The organism is Roseomonas sp. HF4, assembly GCF_005222755.1.
Classification (GTDB): Bacteria; Pseudomonadota; Alphaproteobacteria; order Acetobacterales; family Acetobacteraceae; genus Neoroseomonas.
Genome location: NZ_STGD01000013.1, coordinates 64144 through 80870, shown reverse-complemented (window position 1 = coordinate 80870; position 16727 = coordinate 64144). Strand labels below are relative to the sequence as shown.

The 16727-nt window shown below is 72.4% G+C and carries 15 protein-coding genes; 9 read left to right on the top strand and 6 right to left on the bottom strand.

Features of this window, described 5'->3' with window-relative positions; genetic code table 11:
- Positions 1-12: 12 nt before the first annotated feature.
- Positions 13-765: an SDR family NAD(P)-dependent oxidoreductase gene (locus E8M80_RS18815; protein WP_137127262.1), complete on the bottom strand. Its 753-nt coding sequence runs from the start codon at positions 763-765 to the stop codon at positions 13-15.
- Positions 766-890: 125 nt separating this feature from the next.
- Here E8M80_RS18815 and E8M80_RS18810 point away from each other — a divergent pair, with 125 nt between their 5' ends.
- Positions 891-2243 (top strand): GTPase, encoded by a 1353-nt coding sequence (locus tag E8M80_RS18810; RefSeq protein WP_170979500.1) that lies wholly within the window; start codon positions 891-893, stop codon positions 2241-2243.
- Between the two features lie 36 nt (positions 2244-2279).
- On the opposite strand, the gene E8M80_RS18805 is transcribed toward E8M80_RS18810, so the two are convergent.
- On the bottom strand, positions 2280-3599 hold the full coding sequence (locus E8M80_RS18805) for a rhamnan synthesis F family protein (protein ID WP_137127260.1): 1320 nt from the start codon (positions 3597-3599) through the stop codon (positions 2280-2282).
- On the bottom strand, positions 3596-5455 hold the full coding sequence (locus E8M80_RS18800; protein ID WP_170979499.1) for a class I SAM-dependent methyltransferase: 1860 nt from the start codon (positions 5453-5455) through the stop codon (positions 3596-3598). The genes E8M80_RS18805 and E8M80_RS18800 overlap by 4 nt, the downstream gene beginning before the upstream one ends.
- 206 nt (positions 5456-5661) lie before the next feature.
- Here E8M80_RS18800 and E8M80_RS18795 point away from each other — a divergent pair, with 206 nt between their 5' ends.
- Positions 5662-6306, top strand: coding sequence for a class I SAM-dependent methyltransferase (locus E8M80_RS18795; protein ID WP_137127258.1), 645 nt, complete (start codon positions 5662-5664; stop codon positions 6304-6306).
- Between the two features lie 78 nt (positions 6307-6384).
- On the opposite strand, the gene E8M80_RS18790 is transcribed toward E8M80_RS18795, so the two are convergent.
- The 3 genes from E8M80_RS18790 to E8M80_RS18780 are packed head-to-tail and all read right to left on the bottom strand — an operon-like array spanning position 6385 to position 8543.
- Positions 6385-7125 carry an ABC transporter ATP-binding protein gene (locus E8M80_RS18790; RefSeq protein ID WP_137127257.1) on the bottom strand — a complete coding sequence of 247 codons (741 nt, stop codon included), beginning with the start codon at positions 7123-7125 and terminating at the stop codon, positions 6385-6387.
- Between the two features lie 4 nt (positions 7126-7129).
- Positions 7130-7963, bottom strand: a complete 834-nt coding sequence (locus tag E8M80_RS18785) for an ABC transporter permease (protein WP_137127256.1) — start codon at positions 7961-7963, stop codon at positions 7130-7132.
- Positions 7964-8012: 49 nt separating this feature from the next.
- Positions 8013-8543 carry a glycine zipper 2TM domain-containing protein gene (locus E8M80_RS18780; RefSeq protein ID WP_137127255.1) on the bottom strand — a complete coding sequence of 177 codons (531 nt, stop codon included), beginning with the start codon at positions 8541-8543 and terminating at the stop codon, positions 8013-8015.
- 294 nt (positions 8544-8837) lie between these two features.
- On the opposite strand from E8M80_RS18780, the gene E8M80_RS18775 reads away from it, so the two are divergent.
- From E8M80_RS18775 to E8M80_RS18745, 7 genes are all read left to right on the top strand, one after another.
- Positions 8838-10157: a lytic transglycosylase domain-containing protein gene (locus E8M80_RS18775; RefSeq protein WP_137127254.1), complete on the top strand. Its 1320-nt coding sequence runs from the start codon at positions 8838-8840 to the stop codon at positions 10155-10157.
- Positions 10158-10317: 160 nt separating this feature from the next.
- Entirely contained in the window at positions 10318-12465 is a 2148-nt protein-coding gene (locus E8M80_RS18770) for an acetate--CoA ligase family protein (protein ID WP_206035672.1), read from the top strand.
- Complete coding sequence (locus E8M80_RS18765) at positions 12465-13322, top strand: MaoC family dehydratase (protein ID WP_137127253.1); 858 nt, start codon at positions 12465-12467, stop codon at positions 13320-13322. The genes E8M80_RS18770 and E8M80_RS18765 overlap by 1 nt, the downstream gene beginning before the upstream one ends.
- Positions 13323-13335: 13 nt before the next feature.
- The gene (locus E8M80_RS18760; RefSeq protein WP_137127252.1) at positions 13336-14016 is read left to right on the top strand and encodes a 3-oxoacid CoA-transferase subunit A; all 681 of its coding nucleotides are present in this window, start codon (positions 13336-13338) and stop codon (positions 14014-14016) included.
- Between the two features lie 85 nt (positions 14017-14101).
- Positions 14102-14743 (top strand): 3-oxoacid CoA-transferase subunit B, encoded by a 642-nt coding sequence (locus E8M80_RS18755; protein ID WP_206035671.1) that lies wholly within the window; start codon positions 14102-14104, stop codon positions 14741-14743.
- Between the two features lie 142 nt (positions 14744-14885).
- A complete protein-coding gene (locus E8M80_RS18750) occupies positions 14886-15956 on the top strand; it encodes an acyl-CoA dehydrogenase family protein (RefSeq protein ID WP_137127251.1) in 1071 nt (356 codons plus the stop codon).
- Positions 15953-16723 (top strand): enoyl-CoA hydratase/isomerase family protein, encoded by a 771-nt coding sequence (locus E8M80_RS18745; RefSeq protein ID WP_137127250.1) that lies wholly within the window; start codon positions 15953-15955, stop codon positions 16721-16723. The genes E8M80_RS18750 and E8M80_RS18745 overlap by 4 nt, the downstream gene beginning before the upstream one ends.
- Positions 16724-16727 lie beyond the last annotated feature (4 nt).

Sequence of the window (16727 nt, the reverse complement as noted above, 5' to 3'; positions counted from 1 at the left end):
GCGGGCTGCGCCTCAGCCGAGGAAGGCGCCGCCGTTCACGTGGATGGTCTGGCCTGTCACGTAGCCGCCCTCGGGGCCGGCAAGCATGCGCACCACGGCGGCGATCTCCTCCACGCTCGCCTTGCGGCGCATCGGGATGCCGTCCTCCCGCCCGATGGTCACGGGCATCGCCCCCGCGCTGGCGCCGCGCGCGGTGTCGACCGCGCCGGGGGCCACGCAATTGGCGCGGATGCCCTGCGGTGCGAGTTCGACCGCCAGCGCGCGCATCAGCCCCTCAAGCCCCGCCTTGGAGGCCGAGACATGCGCGCGGTTCGGCGTGCCGACATGGGTCGAGATGCCCGACAGCGCGACGATCGCCCCGCCGCCACGCGCCACCATCAGCGGTACCGCGGCGCGGCACAGGATGAAGGCGCCGTCCAGCGCGACCGAGAGGATCTCCCGCCATTCCTCGAGGCTCATCTGCAGGAAGGGCGTCTGGCGGCGGAGCCCGGCATTGCTGACGAGGATGTCGAGGCCGCCAAGGCGCGCGCCGATCGCCTCCGTCATCCGCGCGACGGCCGCGGGGTCGGCGACATCGGCCAGCATCGACTCCGCCCGCCCGCCCATGGCGTGGATCTCCTGCGCCACGGCATCGACCGCGGCGGCGTCGGACCGCCCGTTCACCACCACCGTCGCGCCGTCACGCGCCAGCGCCAGCGCGATCGCGCGCCCGATGTTCCTGCCCGCGCCCGTGACCAGCGCGACCTTCCCGTCCAGCACGCCCATGCCGCGATCCCCCGTCCTTGCGTCATGGCGCGGGTAGCATGGCGACCCGCGCGGCGGGAGAGCCCGTGCGCTTGACGCACCAGGGTGACGCCTGCTGACCTCGGCACAGCGGAAAGGGCATGGCCATGACCGGACAGGCAGCGAAGGGCGGCCGCCGCCGCGTCGTCATCCTCGGCGCCGCCGGGCGCGATTTCCACGTCTTCAACACGATGTTCCGCGACGATGCGACGCGCGAGGTCGTGGCCTTCACCGCCGCGCAGATCCCGAACATTGCGGGGCGGGCCTATCCGGCCGCGCTCGCCGGGCCGCTCTATCCCGCCGGCATCCCGATCGAGCCGGAGGAGGCATTGCCGCGCCTGCTGCACGGGCGCGCGGTGCAGGAGGTCGTCTTCGCCTACAGCGACGTGACGCATGAACACGTGATGCATCTGGGCTCCGTCGCGCTGGCGGGCGGCGCGGATTTCGTCCTGCCCGGGCCGGATGCGACGATGCTGCGCGCGGCGCGACCCGTCATCGCGGTCTGCGCGGTGCGGACGGGCTGCGGCAAGTCGCAGGTCACGCGCTGGATCGCGGCGCGGCTGCGTGCGCGCGGCCTGCGCGTGGGCGTGCTCCGCCACCCGATGCCCTATGGCGACCTGGCGCGCCAGGCGGTGCAGCGCTTCGCGAGCGCAGCCGACCTCGACGCCGCCGCCTGCACGCTCGAGGAACGCGAGGAATACGAGCCCCACATCGCCGCCGGCGGCGTCGTTCATGCGGGCGTGGACTACGCCCGCATCCTGGCCGCGGCCGAGGCGGAGGCCGACATCCTGCTCTGGGACGGCGGCAACAACGACTTCCCCTTTCTCCGCCCGGACCTGCTCGTCACGCTGGTGGACCCGCTCCGCCCGGGGCACGAGAGCGCCTATCACCCCGGGGAGGCCGTGCTGCGCATGGCGGACATCGTGCTGGTGGCGAAGGCGAATGCGGCGCAGGAGTCCGACATCGCCCGCGTCGAGGGGGCGGCGCGGCGGCTGAACCCGGCGGCGGCGATCCTGCGCGGCGCCTCGCGCGTCACGCTCGACGACCCCGGCGCCGTGCGCGGCCGCCGCGTCCTGGTGGTGGAGGACGGCCCGACCCTGACCCATGGCGGCATGGCGACCGGGGCGGGTCATGCCGCCGCGGTCGCGGCCGGGGCGTCGGAGATCGTCGATCCGCGCCGTTCGGCGCATCCCGCGATCGCCGCCGTCTTCGCGGCCTTCCCACATCTCGGCCCGGTGCTGCCCGCGATGGGCTACGACGCAGCGCAGGTCAGCGCGCTGGCCGCCACCATCGCGGGGGCGGATGCGGAGGTCGTGGTGTCGGGAACGCCGGCGGGCATCGCGCACCTGCCCGGCCTCGCAAAGCCTGTGGTCCGCGCGCGCTATGCGTACGAGGATGTGGAAGATCCGGGGCTCGGCGCGGCGGTGGACCGGTTCCTCGCGCGCCGGGGCCTGGGATGACCGCTCATGCCCGCGGCGGCGGGAGCCCGCCGGCCATCAGGGGCCGAGCCCGGCCAGATGCGCCCGCAGCATCTCCGGCGGGCAGGGCGAGGCCGCGGGCACAAGCTCCGGCCACCTGTCCACCGCGGGCATCCCGCCGGGATTGCGACGGATCAGTTCGGTCTTGATGTAGGGGCAACCGTACGGCCCGCTCAGCGCCATCCAGAGATGGTGCGCGGGATTGACCGGCCGGGCCAGCAGGCGGGCGCGCGCGACGCTGGCATCGACGCCACGCACCCAGGACGGGATGGCGCGATCGAGGTACGCGCGCTGCACCGGGTCCGCCACCGCCAGGTCCACCAGCCGCCGATAGCCGTAGACGGTCGCCACGCGGTTGCCCGCGCCCAGCATGTGGCGGGCCAGGCGCAGTTCCCCACGCTGGATGATCCGCCATTTCGACCGGCTGAGCCTGAGGCGCCGGAGGAACAGGGCAAGGTCGGCGATGGCCTTGGGGCCGCGCGCGAGCGTGAACCAGGTCTGCAGGTGCGGCCCGCCCTGCGCGCTCTCGAGAAGCCCGAAGAAGCCGGGGCCGGCCTGACGCATCGCGGCGAACACCGGGTCGAGCGGGCGGATCGGTCCAAGCACGCTGTCGTTGACAAGGAGCACCTCCTCGGCGGTCGGCCAGCGGCGCAGCGCGACCGGCATGAGGTCCTTCCACGCACCGAAGTCGAGGCCCTTGTTGCGCCGGTGCACGACCAGCGCGGCGAGCCGGCGCGCATCCTGCCACGCATCCTCGGCGAAGGTCGGGCTGTTGGAGATGACCACGGTCGCGAAGCCAAGGCGCCGGTATGTCTCGATCTGCCGGCGTACCATGGCGCTGAGCGTGCCATCGGGGCTGAACTGCACGAAGAGCGCGACGGAGGCGTGGCCCGTGCATGGATCCTCCCCGGCCTCCATGCGCAGGATCGGCTCGCGCGGCCGGCGGAGGCGGTCCGAGGCGTCAAGGATTGAGATGCGGACCTCCTCGACGGACCAGACGACGCTCCGCCTGACCAGCCGGGACAGGAAGGCGGCCAGCAGTCGTATCGTCCGCGCGGCGAACCTCGCATATGCGGCGAGCACCGCCATCACCACCGGCACCAGCGTCCAGGGGCGGCGCAGCGTCGCACGTCGTGGAAGCCTGAAGCCGCGCTGCTCGAAGCGCGGCAGTCGGAACGGCGGCAGCCCGTGCAGCAGGCGCCACAGGCCGGAGCGCGCCATGGTGATGTCGGTCAGGACCGGCAGCGGCGCATCGGGGCCGCCCGCCACGGACGGCCCGGGAGACTGCGGCGGCTGCACCGCAGCGGGCGGCGCGGTCGTCGCCGTGTCGCCGGTCATCGGATGCGCCCGCGCATCCGCGCGATGCGGGCGCGCAACGGCAGGGGAACGACGAAACGCAGCACCGCGCGGATCGGGTCGGCAGGTGGCGGTGCCGGTGCCGCGGGCGGATCCGGCGGCTCGGGCGGCGGTTCAGGCTCAGGGGGCGGCGCAGGCTCAGGCTGCGGCTGTCCGTCGCCAAGGCCCAGGAACCGCGAGGTCTGCACATGGCTGTCCCGCATCGCATCGCCCAGCAGCGCCAGCCGATGCGCCTCGAACGCGACCTCGGTCGCGAAGACGCGGCGCCCGCGCCGCAGGTGCACGATGAACTCGACGCCGGGCTGCGGCGCGAGCCGTTCGACACGCCAGTCGATCAGGCCGATCTCGGCGAGTTCGAGGATCGCGAGTTCGAAGGTGGCCGGCGTGAAGACCCAGGCGTGGCAATCCGCGTAGGGCGCCGCATTATCCTCGCGCGCGGCGAGGAAGCGCCGATGCGCCTCGCGCAGCGTCCTTCGGGGGCGCGCCCCGCCGGACGGTACGAACCCCCAACCCGTGACGCCATCGAGTTCCGCAAGGTTGGCATTCTGGTCGAAGATGTCGGCCGCCAGGTGGCGGACCCGCGCGTCCCGGTGGGCGGCGAGCAACTTGCCCGTGGTCGTCGGGGGCCGGAAGAAGTCGAAGCAGTAGCGCTTGTCCGGCACCGCGAGGCTGACAAGCCCGCCATCGGGCCGCAGCAGCCGCTCGGCCGCGCGCAGCACGCCGACGGGGTCGGGGAAGTGCTCGATGACGTGGCTCGCGATCAGCAGGTCGTAGGTGCCGTGGGTTTCCTCCGGGAACAGCGCGTCGAGCGGACCCTCCGTCCAGACGTGATCGACATCCTCGATGCGCGACGTGTCGACGCTGTCGTCCCGACGGTACTTGGCGACGAGCCCCTGCCGGTCGGCATGGTCCACCACGGTCGTGCTCCAGCCGGCCGAGCGCGGCGCGATCGGCGCGTGGCTCGGCCCGATCTCGATGATGCGCGACCCCGGCCCGGCGCCGGCCAGCAGGTCCTCCTGCCGCGGGCGCCGTTCGGCGTCTGCGGGGCGGATGCCATCCGGCCCGCGGGGGGCGGGGGCTTCGGCCATCGCGTGGACCTGCGCGGCCACGGCCGCACCACGGCCGGCGAAAAGGTCGCGCAACGCGGCGCGACGCGCCGGATCGCCGGCGGCGGACAGGACGCGGCGGATCCCGGGCGCCTGGTCCTCACCGATGGCCAGAACGCCGAGCCCTTGCCCGTGCAGGAAGGAGAAGGACGGCCAGCGCGCGGAGACCTCGGCCCAGAGCCGTGCGGCGCCGCGCCCGTCCGCGCGCCCCTCGGTCTCATGGAGCAGGACCACGCCGCAGGGCGACATCTTGGGCAACCAGGCGCGGAAATCCTCGGCCACGGCCTCATGCGCGCGGGAGTCTCCGCCGATGTGCAGGAGGTCGACCGAGCCGTCTTCGAAGCGGTCGAGCGCCTCCGCGCCGCGCATCCGCAGCAGCGTCGAGACGTCGGCGTGCCGCAGGGCGTTCAGCGCCGAGATCGCCTCGAAGGCCGCATTCGGATCGGCGTCGGCGTCCTCCTCGCCCTGCCAGGTGCCCACCGCGAAGCAGCGCGGCGTCGGCGACACGCGTCGCGCCGCCTGGCAGAGGGCCATGTAGGAGACGCCGCATCGGGTCCCGAGTTCCACCAGCACGCGCGGCGCCATCGCTGCGACAAGCCAGGCGGCGAAGGGCGTATGTTCGATCCAGGCGCTCTCGGCCAGGTGCCGCGGCCACCAGGCGGACGTGGGGAATGCCTCCGGGTCCTGGGGCGCAGCCTCGGCTCCCGACGTCCTCGAGGCGCCGCCCGTCATGTTCCCGATCATCGTCGATTGGCTACCATGGTGGCGCCGGCCCTTCCACTGCGCGGTGCGGCGCCGCGCGGCCCGCGATCGCTCTCTCTAGGCGCCGCGGTGCGCAGGCGCCATAAGCGCGGACGGAGGCCGCCCCGGCGGCATCACGACCGAGAGAAAGCCTGTCCGCCCGCCATGAGCCCGCCCCCGCATCCCGGCGTCGCCCCGTGACCGAACCCCGTGCCTATCGCGCCGAACTGGCGCTGCGCCGCGCCATGCCGGAAGGGCTGAAGACTCTCGGCCGCCTCGTGCGTCTCACGTTCCAGCCGCCGCCGCCGTCCGCGCCGACCATCCCGCAGGGGCAACTGGACGGCTGCGCGCTGATGTCGGACCGGGTCGAGATGCTCCGCCGCCTGCCCAAGGGCGGCCGGGTCTGCGAACTCGGCACCTTCAGGGGCGACTTCGCGCGCGCCATCCTCGACATCGTGGCGCCGGACGAGTTGCACCTGGTCGATGTCAGCTTCGCGGCCTGCCGCCAGGATGTCCTGGACCACCCTGCCGTGCGCCGCCACGAGACGACGACGACGGCCTTCCTCGGCGCATCGCCCGCGGCGGATTTCGACTGGATCTACGTCGATGCCGACCATGGCTACGAGGCGGTGGTGGCCGACATCGCGGCCGCGAAGGGCCGGGTGAAGCCGGGCGGCCTGCTCGTGTTCAACGATTTCGCGCGGATCGTGCGGCGGGGCTTCGGCATCTTCGGCGTGCACCAGGCGGTCTCGGAATTCGCCGTCGCCGAGGGCTGGGCCCTGGCTTACCTCTGCCTGAACGGCGAAGCGCTCTACGACGTGGCGCTGCGCCGCCCGGCCTGACCCCTGTCGCCCATCCGGGGCTCGGTCGTCGGGCCACCGGGTGCGGGCGGGTGTCAGTTCCGCCCGGCGGGAAAGGGCCTAGGTCGCGTCCTCGGGGCCCAGAACCTCGGCCACCGGGCCGTCCGCGATGATGCGCCCGCCCTCGAGCCGGATGGCGCGCGTGCACCATTTGCGCACGATGCCCATGTCATGCGTCGCGATCAGTAGGATCTCGGCATCCGTGACCAGGCGCGCCAGGCGCTGCTCCGCGCGCTTCATGAAGTCGGCATCGCCGGCGAGGAACCATTCGTCCATCAGTAGGATGGCGGGTGCCATCGCGGTTGCCATGGCGAAGGACAGCCGGACGTTCATGCCGGCGGAATAGCCGCGCACCGGCACATCGAAGAATTCCGCCAGGCCCACGAAGCCGGCCACCTCGTCCGCGAGCGCGCGGCCCTCGGCCTCGGTCATGCCGCGGTAGAGGGAGCGCAGGACGACGTTCTCGCGCCCCGTCAGCAGCGGGTCCATGCCGGCGGCCGGGTCGATCAGCGAGCCGATCTCGCCCTCGATGCGCAGAGACCCGGCGACCGGCTCATAGACGCCGGCCACGGTGCGCAGCAGGGTCGTCTTCCCGGCCCCGTTGGGTCCGACGAGCGCCACGCGCTCCCCGTCGCCGATAGTGAAGGAGAGGTCGCGCAGCGCCGCCACGACGATCCGGTTGTCCTCGTTCTGCTTCAGCCTGAGCGGGGATGAGGCGAGCAGGCGCTGCTTCAGCGAACGCGCGTTGTGGTGATAGAGCGGGAACTCGATCGCGAGACCCGCCGCCTCGATCAGCGCCATGGCGTCACACCCAGAAGGCGATCCGCCCGCGGAAGCGGACGAAGAAGACCCAGGCCAGGCCACAGAGCGCCCCGGTCCAGAGCACCGCCATCAGCCAGACCACGATCCCCCCGGTCTCCCCCATCAGCGGGGCGCGCACCGTCTCCATCACGGCGAAGAAGGGGTTGATCGGCAGCCAGGGCTGCCAGTGGCCGACCATCTCCGGCTTCCAGATGACCGGGGAGACGAAAAACGCGATCTGCATCACCGAGCCCACGATCGGCGGGATGTCCCGGAAGCGGGCGCAGACCATGCCGAGGAATATCGAGGCCGCGAAGACCCCGACCGAGAGCAGCACCAGCCCGGGCAGGGCCAGCACCGCGGTCCAGGACGGCGCCACGCCGAACACCGCGAACACCACGCCGATCAGCGGCAGGTTGTGCGCCGCCACCACCGCGTTCCGGAACACGACCCTCAGCGCATGGACCGTGAAGGGCAGCGGCATCTGCCGGATCACCCCCTCCGCGCCCGTGAGGCTCGCGGACGCGTCCGTCACCGACTGCGACAGCGTGTTCCAGATGATGAGGCTGACGGCGAGCCAGGGCAGGTAGTCGGTCACGTCCATGCGGAACAGCTTGGCGTAGAGCACGCCGAGCGCCGTCAGCATCACGCCGGTCGAGATGGTCAGCCAGAAGGGGCCGAGGACGGATCCGCGGTAGCGGTGCGTGATGTCGCTCCGCGCAAGCGCCCAGGCCAGGCGCCACCGCGCGAAGCCGCCCGCGAGGTCCTCAAGGGCGCGTTCGCGCCGCCGCGGGGCGGCGGCATCGAATTCGCGGGCGGGTGATGCAGCGTGCAGCATGGGCGGGGGCTTCTACACGCCCCCGGCGCCAGCCGGAAGGGCAGCGCGGCTACTTGCCGCCGCGCGCGTCGATCGGGCCGCGGGGCCCCGCGCCGTAGCCCACCGGGGCCGCGCCACCGGCGCGCGAGAGTCGCACGCGGTCGGTCTGCGTGATCAGCACGCGCTCGCCGACCGTCAGGCCGAGCTCGTTGGTCTGCACCACGGCGCGGGTCTGGCCGTCGTCGTCGCGGATGATGAATTCCATGGCGTCGCCGCGCGTGACGCCTTCCTCGACGGCGGCGCCGGCAATGCCGCCGGCCAGCGCGCCGACCACGCCGGCCACGGTGCGCGCGCGCCAGTCGCCGCCGATCGTGCTGCCGACCAGGCCGCCCGCCACCGCCCCGGTGCCGGCGCCGATGCCCGTGCGCGTGCCCTGCACCGCCACCGGCCGCATGCCGACGATGGTGCCCGAGGAGACATAGCCCGAGGCGCCGAGCACGCTCCGGTCCACGGTCGAGTTCGTGGCCGGCGCGCAGGCCGAGAGCCCCAGGGCGAGGACGAGAACGGCGGTGGCCGGGGCGATGCGACGAAGCTGGATCATGGCGACAAACTCCCGAATCGGACGCGTCAGCGGGTCGGGGCCGCGTCGATGCCGCCCCGCGATGACCATAATATGGCCGTTGCGTCCATCACTGGCACCCCGGGGCGGGTCCCGCCCACCACATCCTGTTGGCAGGCCGGAATGCTTGACCCGGTCCGGGGCGCTGGCCTACGCAAGGTTTCATAGATTGGCGTTTCATGCCCGACGCGGGCTTGCCCGGAGGGGCCGGGGGGGATCCGGCCGCTCCTTGGAATAGGGTGAGCCAGGTGCGGGGCCGCAGGGGGATCAGGGGGAATGACCGGAACCTTCAAGGGCGGTGCCAGGGCCGTTTTGGCCGTCGCACTCCTGGCGCTGGTGTCGGCCTGCGCCGATACCGGGCAGCGCAGCGCATCGAACGGGCCCTATTACAACCGCCCCGACAGCACGTCGCCGCCCGGACCGCCGGGCGACCCGTGGGGCCCCTGGATTCGCGATGCCTCGCGCCGCTTCGACATTCCCGAGCTCTGGATTCGCGAAGTCATGCGCCAGGAGAGCGGCGGCAGGGCCGGCGCGACCTCGCATGCCGGCGCCATGGGGCTGATGCAGGTGATGCCCGGCACCTACCGGGAACTGCAGGCACGCTACAACCTCGGCTCCGACCCCTATCACCCGTATGACAGCATCCAGGCGGGCGCGGCCTACCTGCGGGAGATGTACGAGCTCTACGGCAATCCGGCCTTCCTCGCGGCCTACAACGCGGGCCCGCGGCGGACCGAGGAATACCTCTGGGGCGGACGTGGCCTGCCGAACGAGACGCGCAACTACGTGGCCCGGATCGGGCCCCGCATCACCAGCGCGCAGCCGAACCGCCGCGCGGCGCCCGAGGTCTACGCCGCGGCCGAGATGGGCTTCAATGTCCCGCCGGGCCCCCGCCCGATGGGTGGCGCGACCATGCTGGCGCTTCGCGAGCAGCGCCATGCGGCGGCCGCGGTCCAGGTGGCCTCGGCCCCGCCGCCGCCGGCCGCACCGCGCATCCAGGTCGCGAGCCTCGCGCCCATGGTGCCAGCCCCGGCGGCGGGCGGCACCACGCCGGCGCACATGACCGGCATCGAGAACCCGACCCTGACGCCAAGCGCGCGCGCCGCCCTCGCCGAGGCCGCCCGCCAGTCGGAGATCGAGCGCGCCCAGCAGCAGGAAGAGGAGACCGCCGCGGCCCGCGTCGCCACCGCCGCACTGGCGCCGCCGGAGCGGCGCCCCGCAGCTGCCTCGCCCTTCGGCCGGCTCGGCATCGTCGGCACGGCCCAGGCAGGGACCCTGCCGCGGCCGCTCGCGACGCCGCCCCAGCGTCCCGCCGCCGCCAGCCCGGCCGTGGCCCGCGCGCCGTCCGGCGGGCGCGCGGACTGGTCGGTTCAGGTTGGCGCCTTCGCCTCGCAGAACCTGGCCCGCACCTCGGCGAACCAGGCGCGCGACGTGGTCGCGCTGCTCGGATCCCGCACGGCGGTGACGCCGGTGCAGCAGGGGCGCACGACGCTCTATCGGGCGCGGGTGACCGGCCTGACCCGCAGCGGCGCTGAACAGGCCTGCTCCCGCCTGCGGTCCCGCGGCGACTGCACGATCGTCGCACCCGGCGCCTGAGGCGCCACGCCGGGCGGGCGAGACAGGGGGGGCCGCGGCCGCAGGGTCGCGGCCCTTTTTCGTGGGCGGGCACCTGCCCTGGCCGCGATGCAGGGCTCGCCCCCTTGCCGCCGTGATCCCGGGGCGCCACCCTGCGGCCGCTCAAGCCGGAGAAACGCCCATGCCCGCCGAAGGCGGCCGATCGCTGCCATCGCTGCCATCGCTGCCGACCTCGGGATTCGGCGCGCTCGACGCCATGGTGCGGCCGCGCTCGGTGGCCGTCATCGGCGCATCGGACGATGCGACGCGCATCGGCGGCCGGCCGATCGCCTACATGCAGCGCCAGGGCTTCGCCGGCGCCATCCTGCCGGTGAACCCGAACCGGGCGACGGTGCAGGGGCTGCCGGCCTTCGCCTCCGTCGCCGCCCTGTCGCAGGCGCCCGATGTCGCGATCGTGGCCGTGCCGGGGGAAGCCGCGGTGCAGGCGGTGGACGACCTCGGCGCCAAGGGCTGCCGCGCCGCGGTGGTCTTCACCGCCGGCTTCGCCGAGGTGGACGAGGCCGGCGCCGCGATGCAGGACCGCATGGTCGCGGCCGCGCGCCGGCACGGGATGCGCATCCTGGGGCCGAACTGCCTCGGCCTGTTCAATGCCGCCGTGCATTTCTACCCGATGTTCTCGCTGTCCTTCGAACAGGGCTGGCCGCTGCCGGGGAACATCGGCATCGCCTCCCAGTCCGGCGCCTATGGCACGCATGTCTTCGCCGTCTCCCGCCAGCGGGGGATGGGCACGCCGGTTTGTATCACCACGGGCAACGAGGCCGATGTCTCGCTCGGCGAGGCTATCGGCTGGATGGCGCAGGCGCCGGAGGTCGAGGTGATCTGCGCCTATGCGGAAGGGATCCGCGAGAGCGCCCGCTTCACCGCGGCACTCGATCTGGCCAGGCGCAACCGCAAGCCGGTGGTGCTGATGAAGGTCGGCCGGAGCGAGCTCGGCGGCCATGCGGCGAAGTCGCACACCGCGTCGATCGCCGGCGACGATGCGGTGACGCAGGCCGTGCTCGACGAATATGGCGTGGTGCGCGCGAACACGACCGAGCAGATGCTCGACATCGCCTATGCCGCGACGAAGCGCATCTATCCCGTGCGCAACAGCATGGGCGTCATCACGGTCAGCGGCGGCGCGGGCGTGCTGATCTCGGACGCGGCGGAGGCGATGGGCGTGCCGATGCCGCCGATGCCGGACAAGGCGCAGGCGCATCTGCGCTCGCTGATCTCCTTCTGCGCGCCGCGCAACCCGGTGGATTGCACCGCGCAGGCGGTGAACCAGACCGAGTTGTTCCCGCAATTCCTGGAAACCACGGCCGAGGCCGGCGGCTATGCCTCCATGCTGGTTTTCCTGACCCAGACCGGCGGCTCGACCACCATGGCGCCGAAGCTGCGACCCTATCTCAAGCAGGCGCGGGAGAATTTCCCCGATCGGCTCTGGGTGCTCTCGGCCATCGCCTCCGCGGACAAGATCAAGGGCTACGAGGAGGACGGCTACCTGGTGTTCGAGGACCCGACGCGCGCCGTTGCTGCGATCGAGGCCATGGGCCGCTTCGGCGACGCCTTCGCGCGCGCCGATCGCGGGGAGATCGTGGCGCGCGCGGTGGCGCTGCCGGCATCGACGCCCTCCGAGGCCGAGGGCAAGCGCATCCTGGCCACCGCCGGCGTGCCCGCGGTGCCGGAACGCGCCTGCGCCTCGGCCGCGGAAGCTGTCGCGGCGGCCGAGGCCTTCGGCTATCCGGTGGTGGCGAAGATCCTGTCGCCCGACATCCTGCACAAGAGCGAGATCGGCGGCGTCATCCTCGACCTGGCCGACGCCGACGCGGTGCGCGCGGCGCATGCGACGTTGCTCGCGCGTGCCGCGGACCGCGCCCCTGGCGCGCGGATCGAGGGCGTGCTGGTCGCGAAGCAGATCAAGGGCGCGGTCGAGATGGCGCTCGGCGTCATCCGCGACCCGGTCTTCGGGCCGGTCGCGATGGTCGGCCTCGGCGGCGTCTTCATCGAGATCCTGAAGGACGTGGCCTTCCGCCGCTGCCCCTTCGGCTACGAGGAGGCGGAGCGGATGATCCGCAGCCTCAAGGGCTTTCCGCTGCTGGACGGCGCCCGCGGGCGGCCGAAGGCGGATGTCGCGGCGCTGGCGGGTGCGCTCGCCGCGCTGTCGCGATTCGCCGCCGGTGCGGGGGACCGCCTGGTATCGGTCGACGTAAACCCGCTGCTGGTGCTGCCCGAGGGCCAGGGCGCCTTCGCGGCGGATGCCGTGATCGAGGTCGAGGAAACCCGCTGATGCCGATCGACTACCAGCATTTGCTGAACTACCCGATCCCGGAAATCCGCCAGGCGATCCGCTGGCAGGACACGGCGCTGTACAATTTCTCGGTCGGCCTCGGGCAGGACCCGATGGACCAGGCGCAGCTCGACTTCCTCTACGAGCCGCGGCTCAAGGCAATGCCGTCCATGGCCGTGGTGCTCGGATATCCCGGCTTCTGGCTGCGCAACCCGGATACCGGCGTCGACTGGACGCAGGTGCTGCACGGCGAACAGTCGATCATCCTGCACAGGCCCCTGCCGGCCGAGGGCGAGATCATCGGCAAGTCGCGCATCAGATCCATCGTCGACCGCGGCGCCGGCAAGGGCGCGCTGCTCTACAACGAGCGCGTGGTGCTGGATGCGAAGACGGGCGAGAAGCTGGCGACGCTGGAAGGCACCACCTTCGCGCGCGGCGATGGCGGCTTCGGCGGGCCGTCCGGCCCCGTGAAGAAGCCGCATCCCGAGCCGGAGCACGCGCCGGACGTCACCCTCGACCTGCCGACGCGCCCCGAACAGGCGCTGGTCTACCGCCTGAACGGCGACCACAACCCGCTGCACATCGACCCGGAGGTCGCCGCCAAGGCGGGCTTCCCGCGCCCGATCCTGCATGGCCTTTGCACCTTCGGGGTGGTGTGCCATGCGCTGATGAAGGCACTCTGCGGCTACGATCCCGCGCGCTTCGGGCGGATGGACCTGCGCTTCTCCTCCCCCGTCTTCCCGGGCGAGACGATCCGCACGGAGATCTGGCACGAGGAGGGCGGCGCAGCGTTCCGCGCCCGCGTGGTGGAGCGCGACAAGGTGGTGGTGAGCAACGGGCTCTTCAGGCACCCGTGAGGAAGCAGGACACGTGATCAACAAGATCGTTCAATCCCTCGCCGACGCCATGGACGGCATCAAGGACGGCTCGACCGTGCTGATCGGCGGCTTCGGCGCCGTCGGCCAGCCGGACGCGCTGATCGAGGCGCTGATCGAGCAGGGGGCGACGGACCTCACCTGCGTCGCGAACAATGCCGGCACCGGGCGCGTCGGGCTCGCGAAGCTCATGGAACTCGGCCGGGTGCGGAAGATCATCTGCTCCTTCCCGCGCAGCGCGGGCTCGGTGGTGTTCGAGGACCTGTACCGCGCCGGGAAGATCGAACTCGAGATCGTGCCGCAGGGGACCATGGCCGAACGCATGCGCGCCGCCGGCGCCGGCGTGCCGGCCTTCTTCACCGCCACCTCGGTCGGCACCATCCTGGCCAACGGCAAGGAGCACCGCGAGTTCGGCGGGCGCACCTACGTCATGGAGCATGCGCTCAAGGGCGACGTCGCGCTGGTCGAGGCCTGGGAGGCCGACCGATGGGGTAACCTGACCTATCGTTCCTCCGGGCGGAACTTCAACCCGGTGATGGCGATGGCCGCCGACCTCACCATCGCGCAGGCGATGCACATCCGGGACCTCGGCGAGATCGTGCCCGAGAACGTGCACACGCCGGGCATCTTCGTGAAGCGCGTGGTCCGCGTGGATCGCGGACCGGCCTGGGCATGATCCATCCGATCGCCGCAGGGCGCAGGGCCGCAGGCCTGAGCACCCGGAGGCGTGGATCGAATGGTCGAAACGAAGGGAGAGAGAGATGCAGGGCTTCGACCGCAAGGCCATGGCCGCCCGCCTGGCGCAGGACATCCCCGAGGGCTGGTACGTCAACCTCGGCATCGGCATCCCGACCATGGTGGGCGATTTCGTGCCGCTCGACCGCGAGGTGATCCTGCATTCCGAGAACGGCATCCTCGGCATGGGCCCCGCGCCGGCGCCCGACAAGGTGGACCCCTGGCTGGTGAACGCCGGCAAGCAGGCGGTCACGCTGCGCCCCGGCGGGTCCTACTGCCATCACGCCGACAGCTTCGCGATGATCCGCGGCGGGCATATCGACCTCTGTGTGCTCGGCGCCTTCGAGGTGGCGGAGAACGGCGATATCGCGAACTGGGCGACGAGCGAGAACGACACGGCGCCGGCGGTGGGCGGCGCGATGGACCTCGGCGCCGGCGCGAAGCGGCTCTGGGTGATCATGGAGCACACCACCAAGGACGGACGGCCGAAGCTCGTGGAGCGCTGCGGCTATCCGCTGACCACGCCGCGCGCGGTCAAGCGCGTCTACACCAATCTCGGCGTGTTCGAGGTGGTGCCCGACAAGGGGTTCGTGGTGGTGGACCTGGCGCCGGGGGTGACGCTGGAGCAGGCGCAGGCGGCCAGCGGCGCGACCCTGCACACGCAGTGATTAAGGTCGGGGGGAGGGAACTCCCCCCGATCCCCCCTCCTTCTTTGGGGATTTTCGCGGCTCGCCGCAGGCGAGGCGCCCGGACAGAAAAGGGAGGGGGTTCGGGGGAGGTTCCCCCCCCCCGGCCTTCCTTGAGGAAACGATGAGCCAGGCAGCCGACGACCGGACCGAATCCATCCGCATGATCCGCGACAGCGCCGGCGCGGTCGCGCCGCGCGGCGGCGACACGAAGCGCGTGCGCGCGCTCCGCTTCCAGGCCCCCGGCTTCGACCGCGCCGTCTTCCACGAGATGGGCGAGCTCGGTTGGATCGGCCTCGCGGTGCCCGAGGAAGCCGGCGGCTCCGGCCTCGGCATGGCGGAGGCCGTGGCGCTGGCCGAGGAGATCGGCGGCGGCCTGGCGCCCGAGCCGCTGATCCCAGCGATGCTCTCGGCCCGCCTGCTGGCGGCGGCCGAGGACACGGCGCTGGCGCAGACGCTGCTTGCCGGCCAACGGGTCGTTCTCACCGCGTGGCAGGAACGCCCCGACACGCTCGAGGCCCACGGCACAGACGATGCGCCGCGCGTCTTCGTCCCCATGGCGGGCGGCGCGGACACCTTCCTCCTGCCGGTGCGGGAGGCCGACCGCATTGCGTTGCTCGCGCTGCCCGCCGCGGGGGCGGACGTCACGCTCGAGAAGACGATGGATGGCGGGCATGTCGGCACGCTCCGCCCCTCGCTCGCGGTCGCCGAGCGCGTCGCGGACGATGTCGGCGCGCTGCTCGACCTGGCGCTCGACGAGGCGGCGCTGACGACCTCCGGCGCCATGCTCGGCCTGATGGAGCGCGCCTTCGACCTGACGCTGGGCTATCTGCGGACGCGCCAGCAGTTCGGGCGGATCATCGGCACCTTCCAGTCGCTGCAGCATCGCGCGGCGGACCTGAAGATCCATCTCGCGCTGACGCGCGCGGCGGTGGAGGCGGCGGCGGCCGCGCTCGATGCCGGCGCGACCGGCGCGGCGCGGCGCGCGGCGGTCTCGAAGGCCAAGCACCGCGCGGCGGAATCGGGGATGCTGGTGCTGCGGCAATGCATCCAGCTTCATGGCGGCATCGGCTATACGGACGAATACGATGTCGGCCTCTATCTCCGCCGCGGCATGGTGATCGCGAACCAGTACGGCTCGGCGACGCTGCACAGGCGGCGCTTCATGGCCCTGGCCCCGGAGGACGTGGAATGAGCGACGCGGCCCGCGTGCGGGAGGAGATGGACGGCGCCGTCCTGATCCTGACCATCGACTACCCTTCGCGGAAGAACGCGATCGGCCCCGGCGTGCGCCAGGCGATGGAGGATGCGCTGGAACGCGCGCAGGACGACCGCGCGGTGCGCGCCATCGTCGTCACCGGCGCGGGCGGGACCTTCTGCGCAGGCGGCGACATCTCCAACATGAATGTCGGCAGCGCGCTCGACGGCCGGGACCGGATGCGCCGTACGCACCGCCTCGTTCGGCTGATGGCGAAGGGGGGCAAACCCCTGGTCGCCGCGGTGGAGGGCTGGGCGGCCGGCGCCGGCATGGCGGTCGCCTGCGCCTGCGACACCATCGTGGCCGCCGAGGACGCCCGCTTCGTGGCGGGCTTCCACAAGATCGGCCTGATGTCCGACATGGGACTGCCCTTCTTCCTGCCGCGGCGGGTCGGTGTCGGGCGGGCGCGGCGCATCCTTTTCTACCATGAGGTGACGAACGCACCGGAAGGCGAGCGCATAGGCCTTGTGGATTTCGTGGCGCCACCGGGCAAGGCGCTGGAGATGGCGCTCGAGAAGGCGCGCTTCCTCGCAGCCGAGGCCGCCGGCCCGATCGCGCTGACGAAGAAGATCCTGGCCGAGGGCCTCGACGAGGCGCTGGCCGACGAGCAGACCTTCCAGGGCCTGCTGTTCACCACGCCCGACTTCCAGGAAGGCCGGGCCGCCTTCCTGGAAAAGCGCAAGCCGAACTTCGCCGGAGGCTGAACGA

Coding starts and splice junctions, on each gene's coding strand:
- E8M80_RS18780 (WP_137127255.1), bottom strand. CDS start 8,543: ATGATCCAGCTTCGTCGCATCGCCCCGGCCACCGCCGTTCTCGTCCTC.
- E8M80_RS18805 (WP_137127260.1), bottom strand. CDS start 3,599: ATGACCGGCGACACGGCGACGACCGCGCCGCCCGCTGCGGTGCAGCCG.
- E8M80_RS18800 (WP_170979499.1), bottom strand. CDS start 5,455: ATGACGGGCGGCGCCTCGAGGACGTCGGGAGCCGAGGCTGCGCCCCAG.
- E8M80_RS18785 (WP_137127256.1), bottom strand. CDS start 7,963: ATGCTGCACGCTGCATCACCCGCCCGCGAATTCGATGCCGCCGCCCCG.
- E8M80_RS18770 (WP_206035672.1), top strand. CDS start 10,318: ATGCCCGCCGAAGGCGGCCGATCGCTGCCATCGCTGCCATCGCTGCCG.
- E8M80_RS18750 (WP_137127251.1), top strand. CDS start 14,886: ATGAGCCAGGCAGCCGACGACCGGACCGAATCCATCCGCATGATCCGC.
- E8M80_RS18745 (WP_137127250.1), top strand. CDS start 15,953: ATGAGCGACGCGGCCCGCGTGCGGGAGGAGATGGACGGCGCCGTCCTG.
- E8M80_RS18755 (WP_206035671.1), top strand. CDS start 14,102: ATGCAGGGCTTCGACCGCAAGGCCATGGCCGCCCGCCTGGCGCAGGAC.
- E8M80_RS18765 (WP_137127253.1), top strand. CDS start 12,465: ATGCCGATCGACTACCAGCATTTGCTGAACTACCCGATCCCGGAAATC.
- E8M80_RS18815 (WP_137127262.1), bottom strand. CDS start 765: ATGGGCGTGCTGGACGGGAAGGTCGCGCTGGTCACGGGCGCGGGCAGG.
- E8M80_RS18810 (WP_170979500.1), top strand. CDS start 891: ATGACCGGACAGGCAGCGAAGGGCGGCCGCCGCCGCGTCGTCATCCTC.
- E8M80_RS18775 (WP_137127254.1), top strand. CDS start 8,838: ATGACCGGAACCTTCAAGGGCGGTGCCAGGGCCGTTTTGGCCGTCGCA.
- E8M80_RS18790 (WP_137127257.1), bottom strand. CDS start 7,125: ATGGCGCTGATCGAGGCGGCGGGTCTCGCGATCGAGTTCCCGCTCTAT.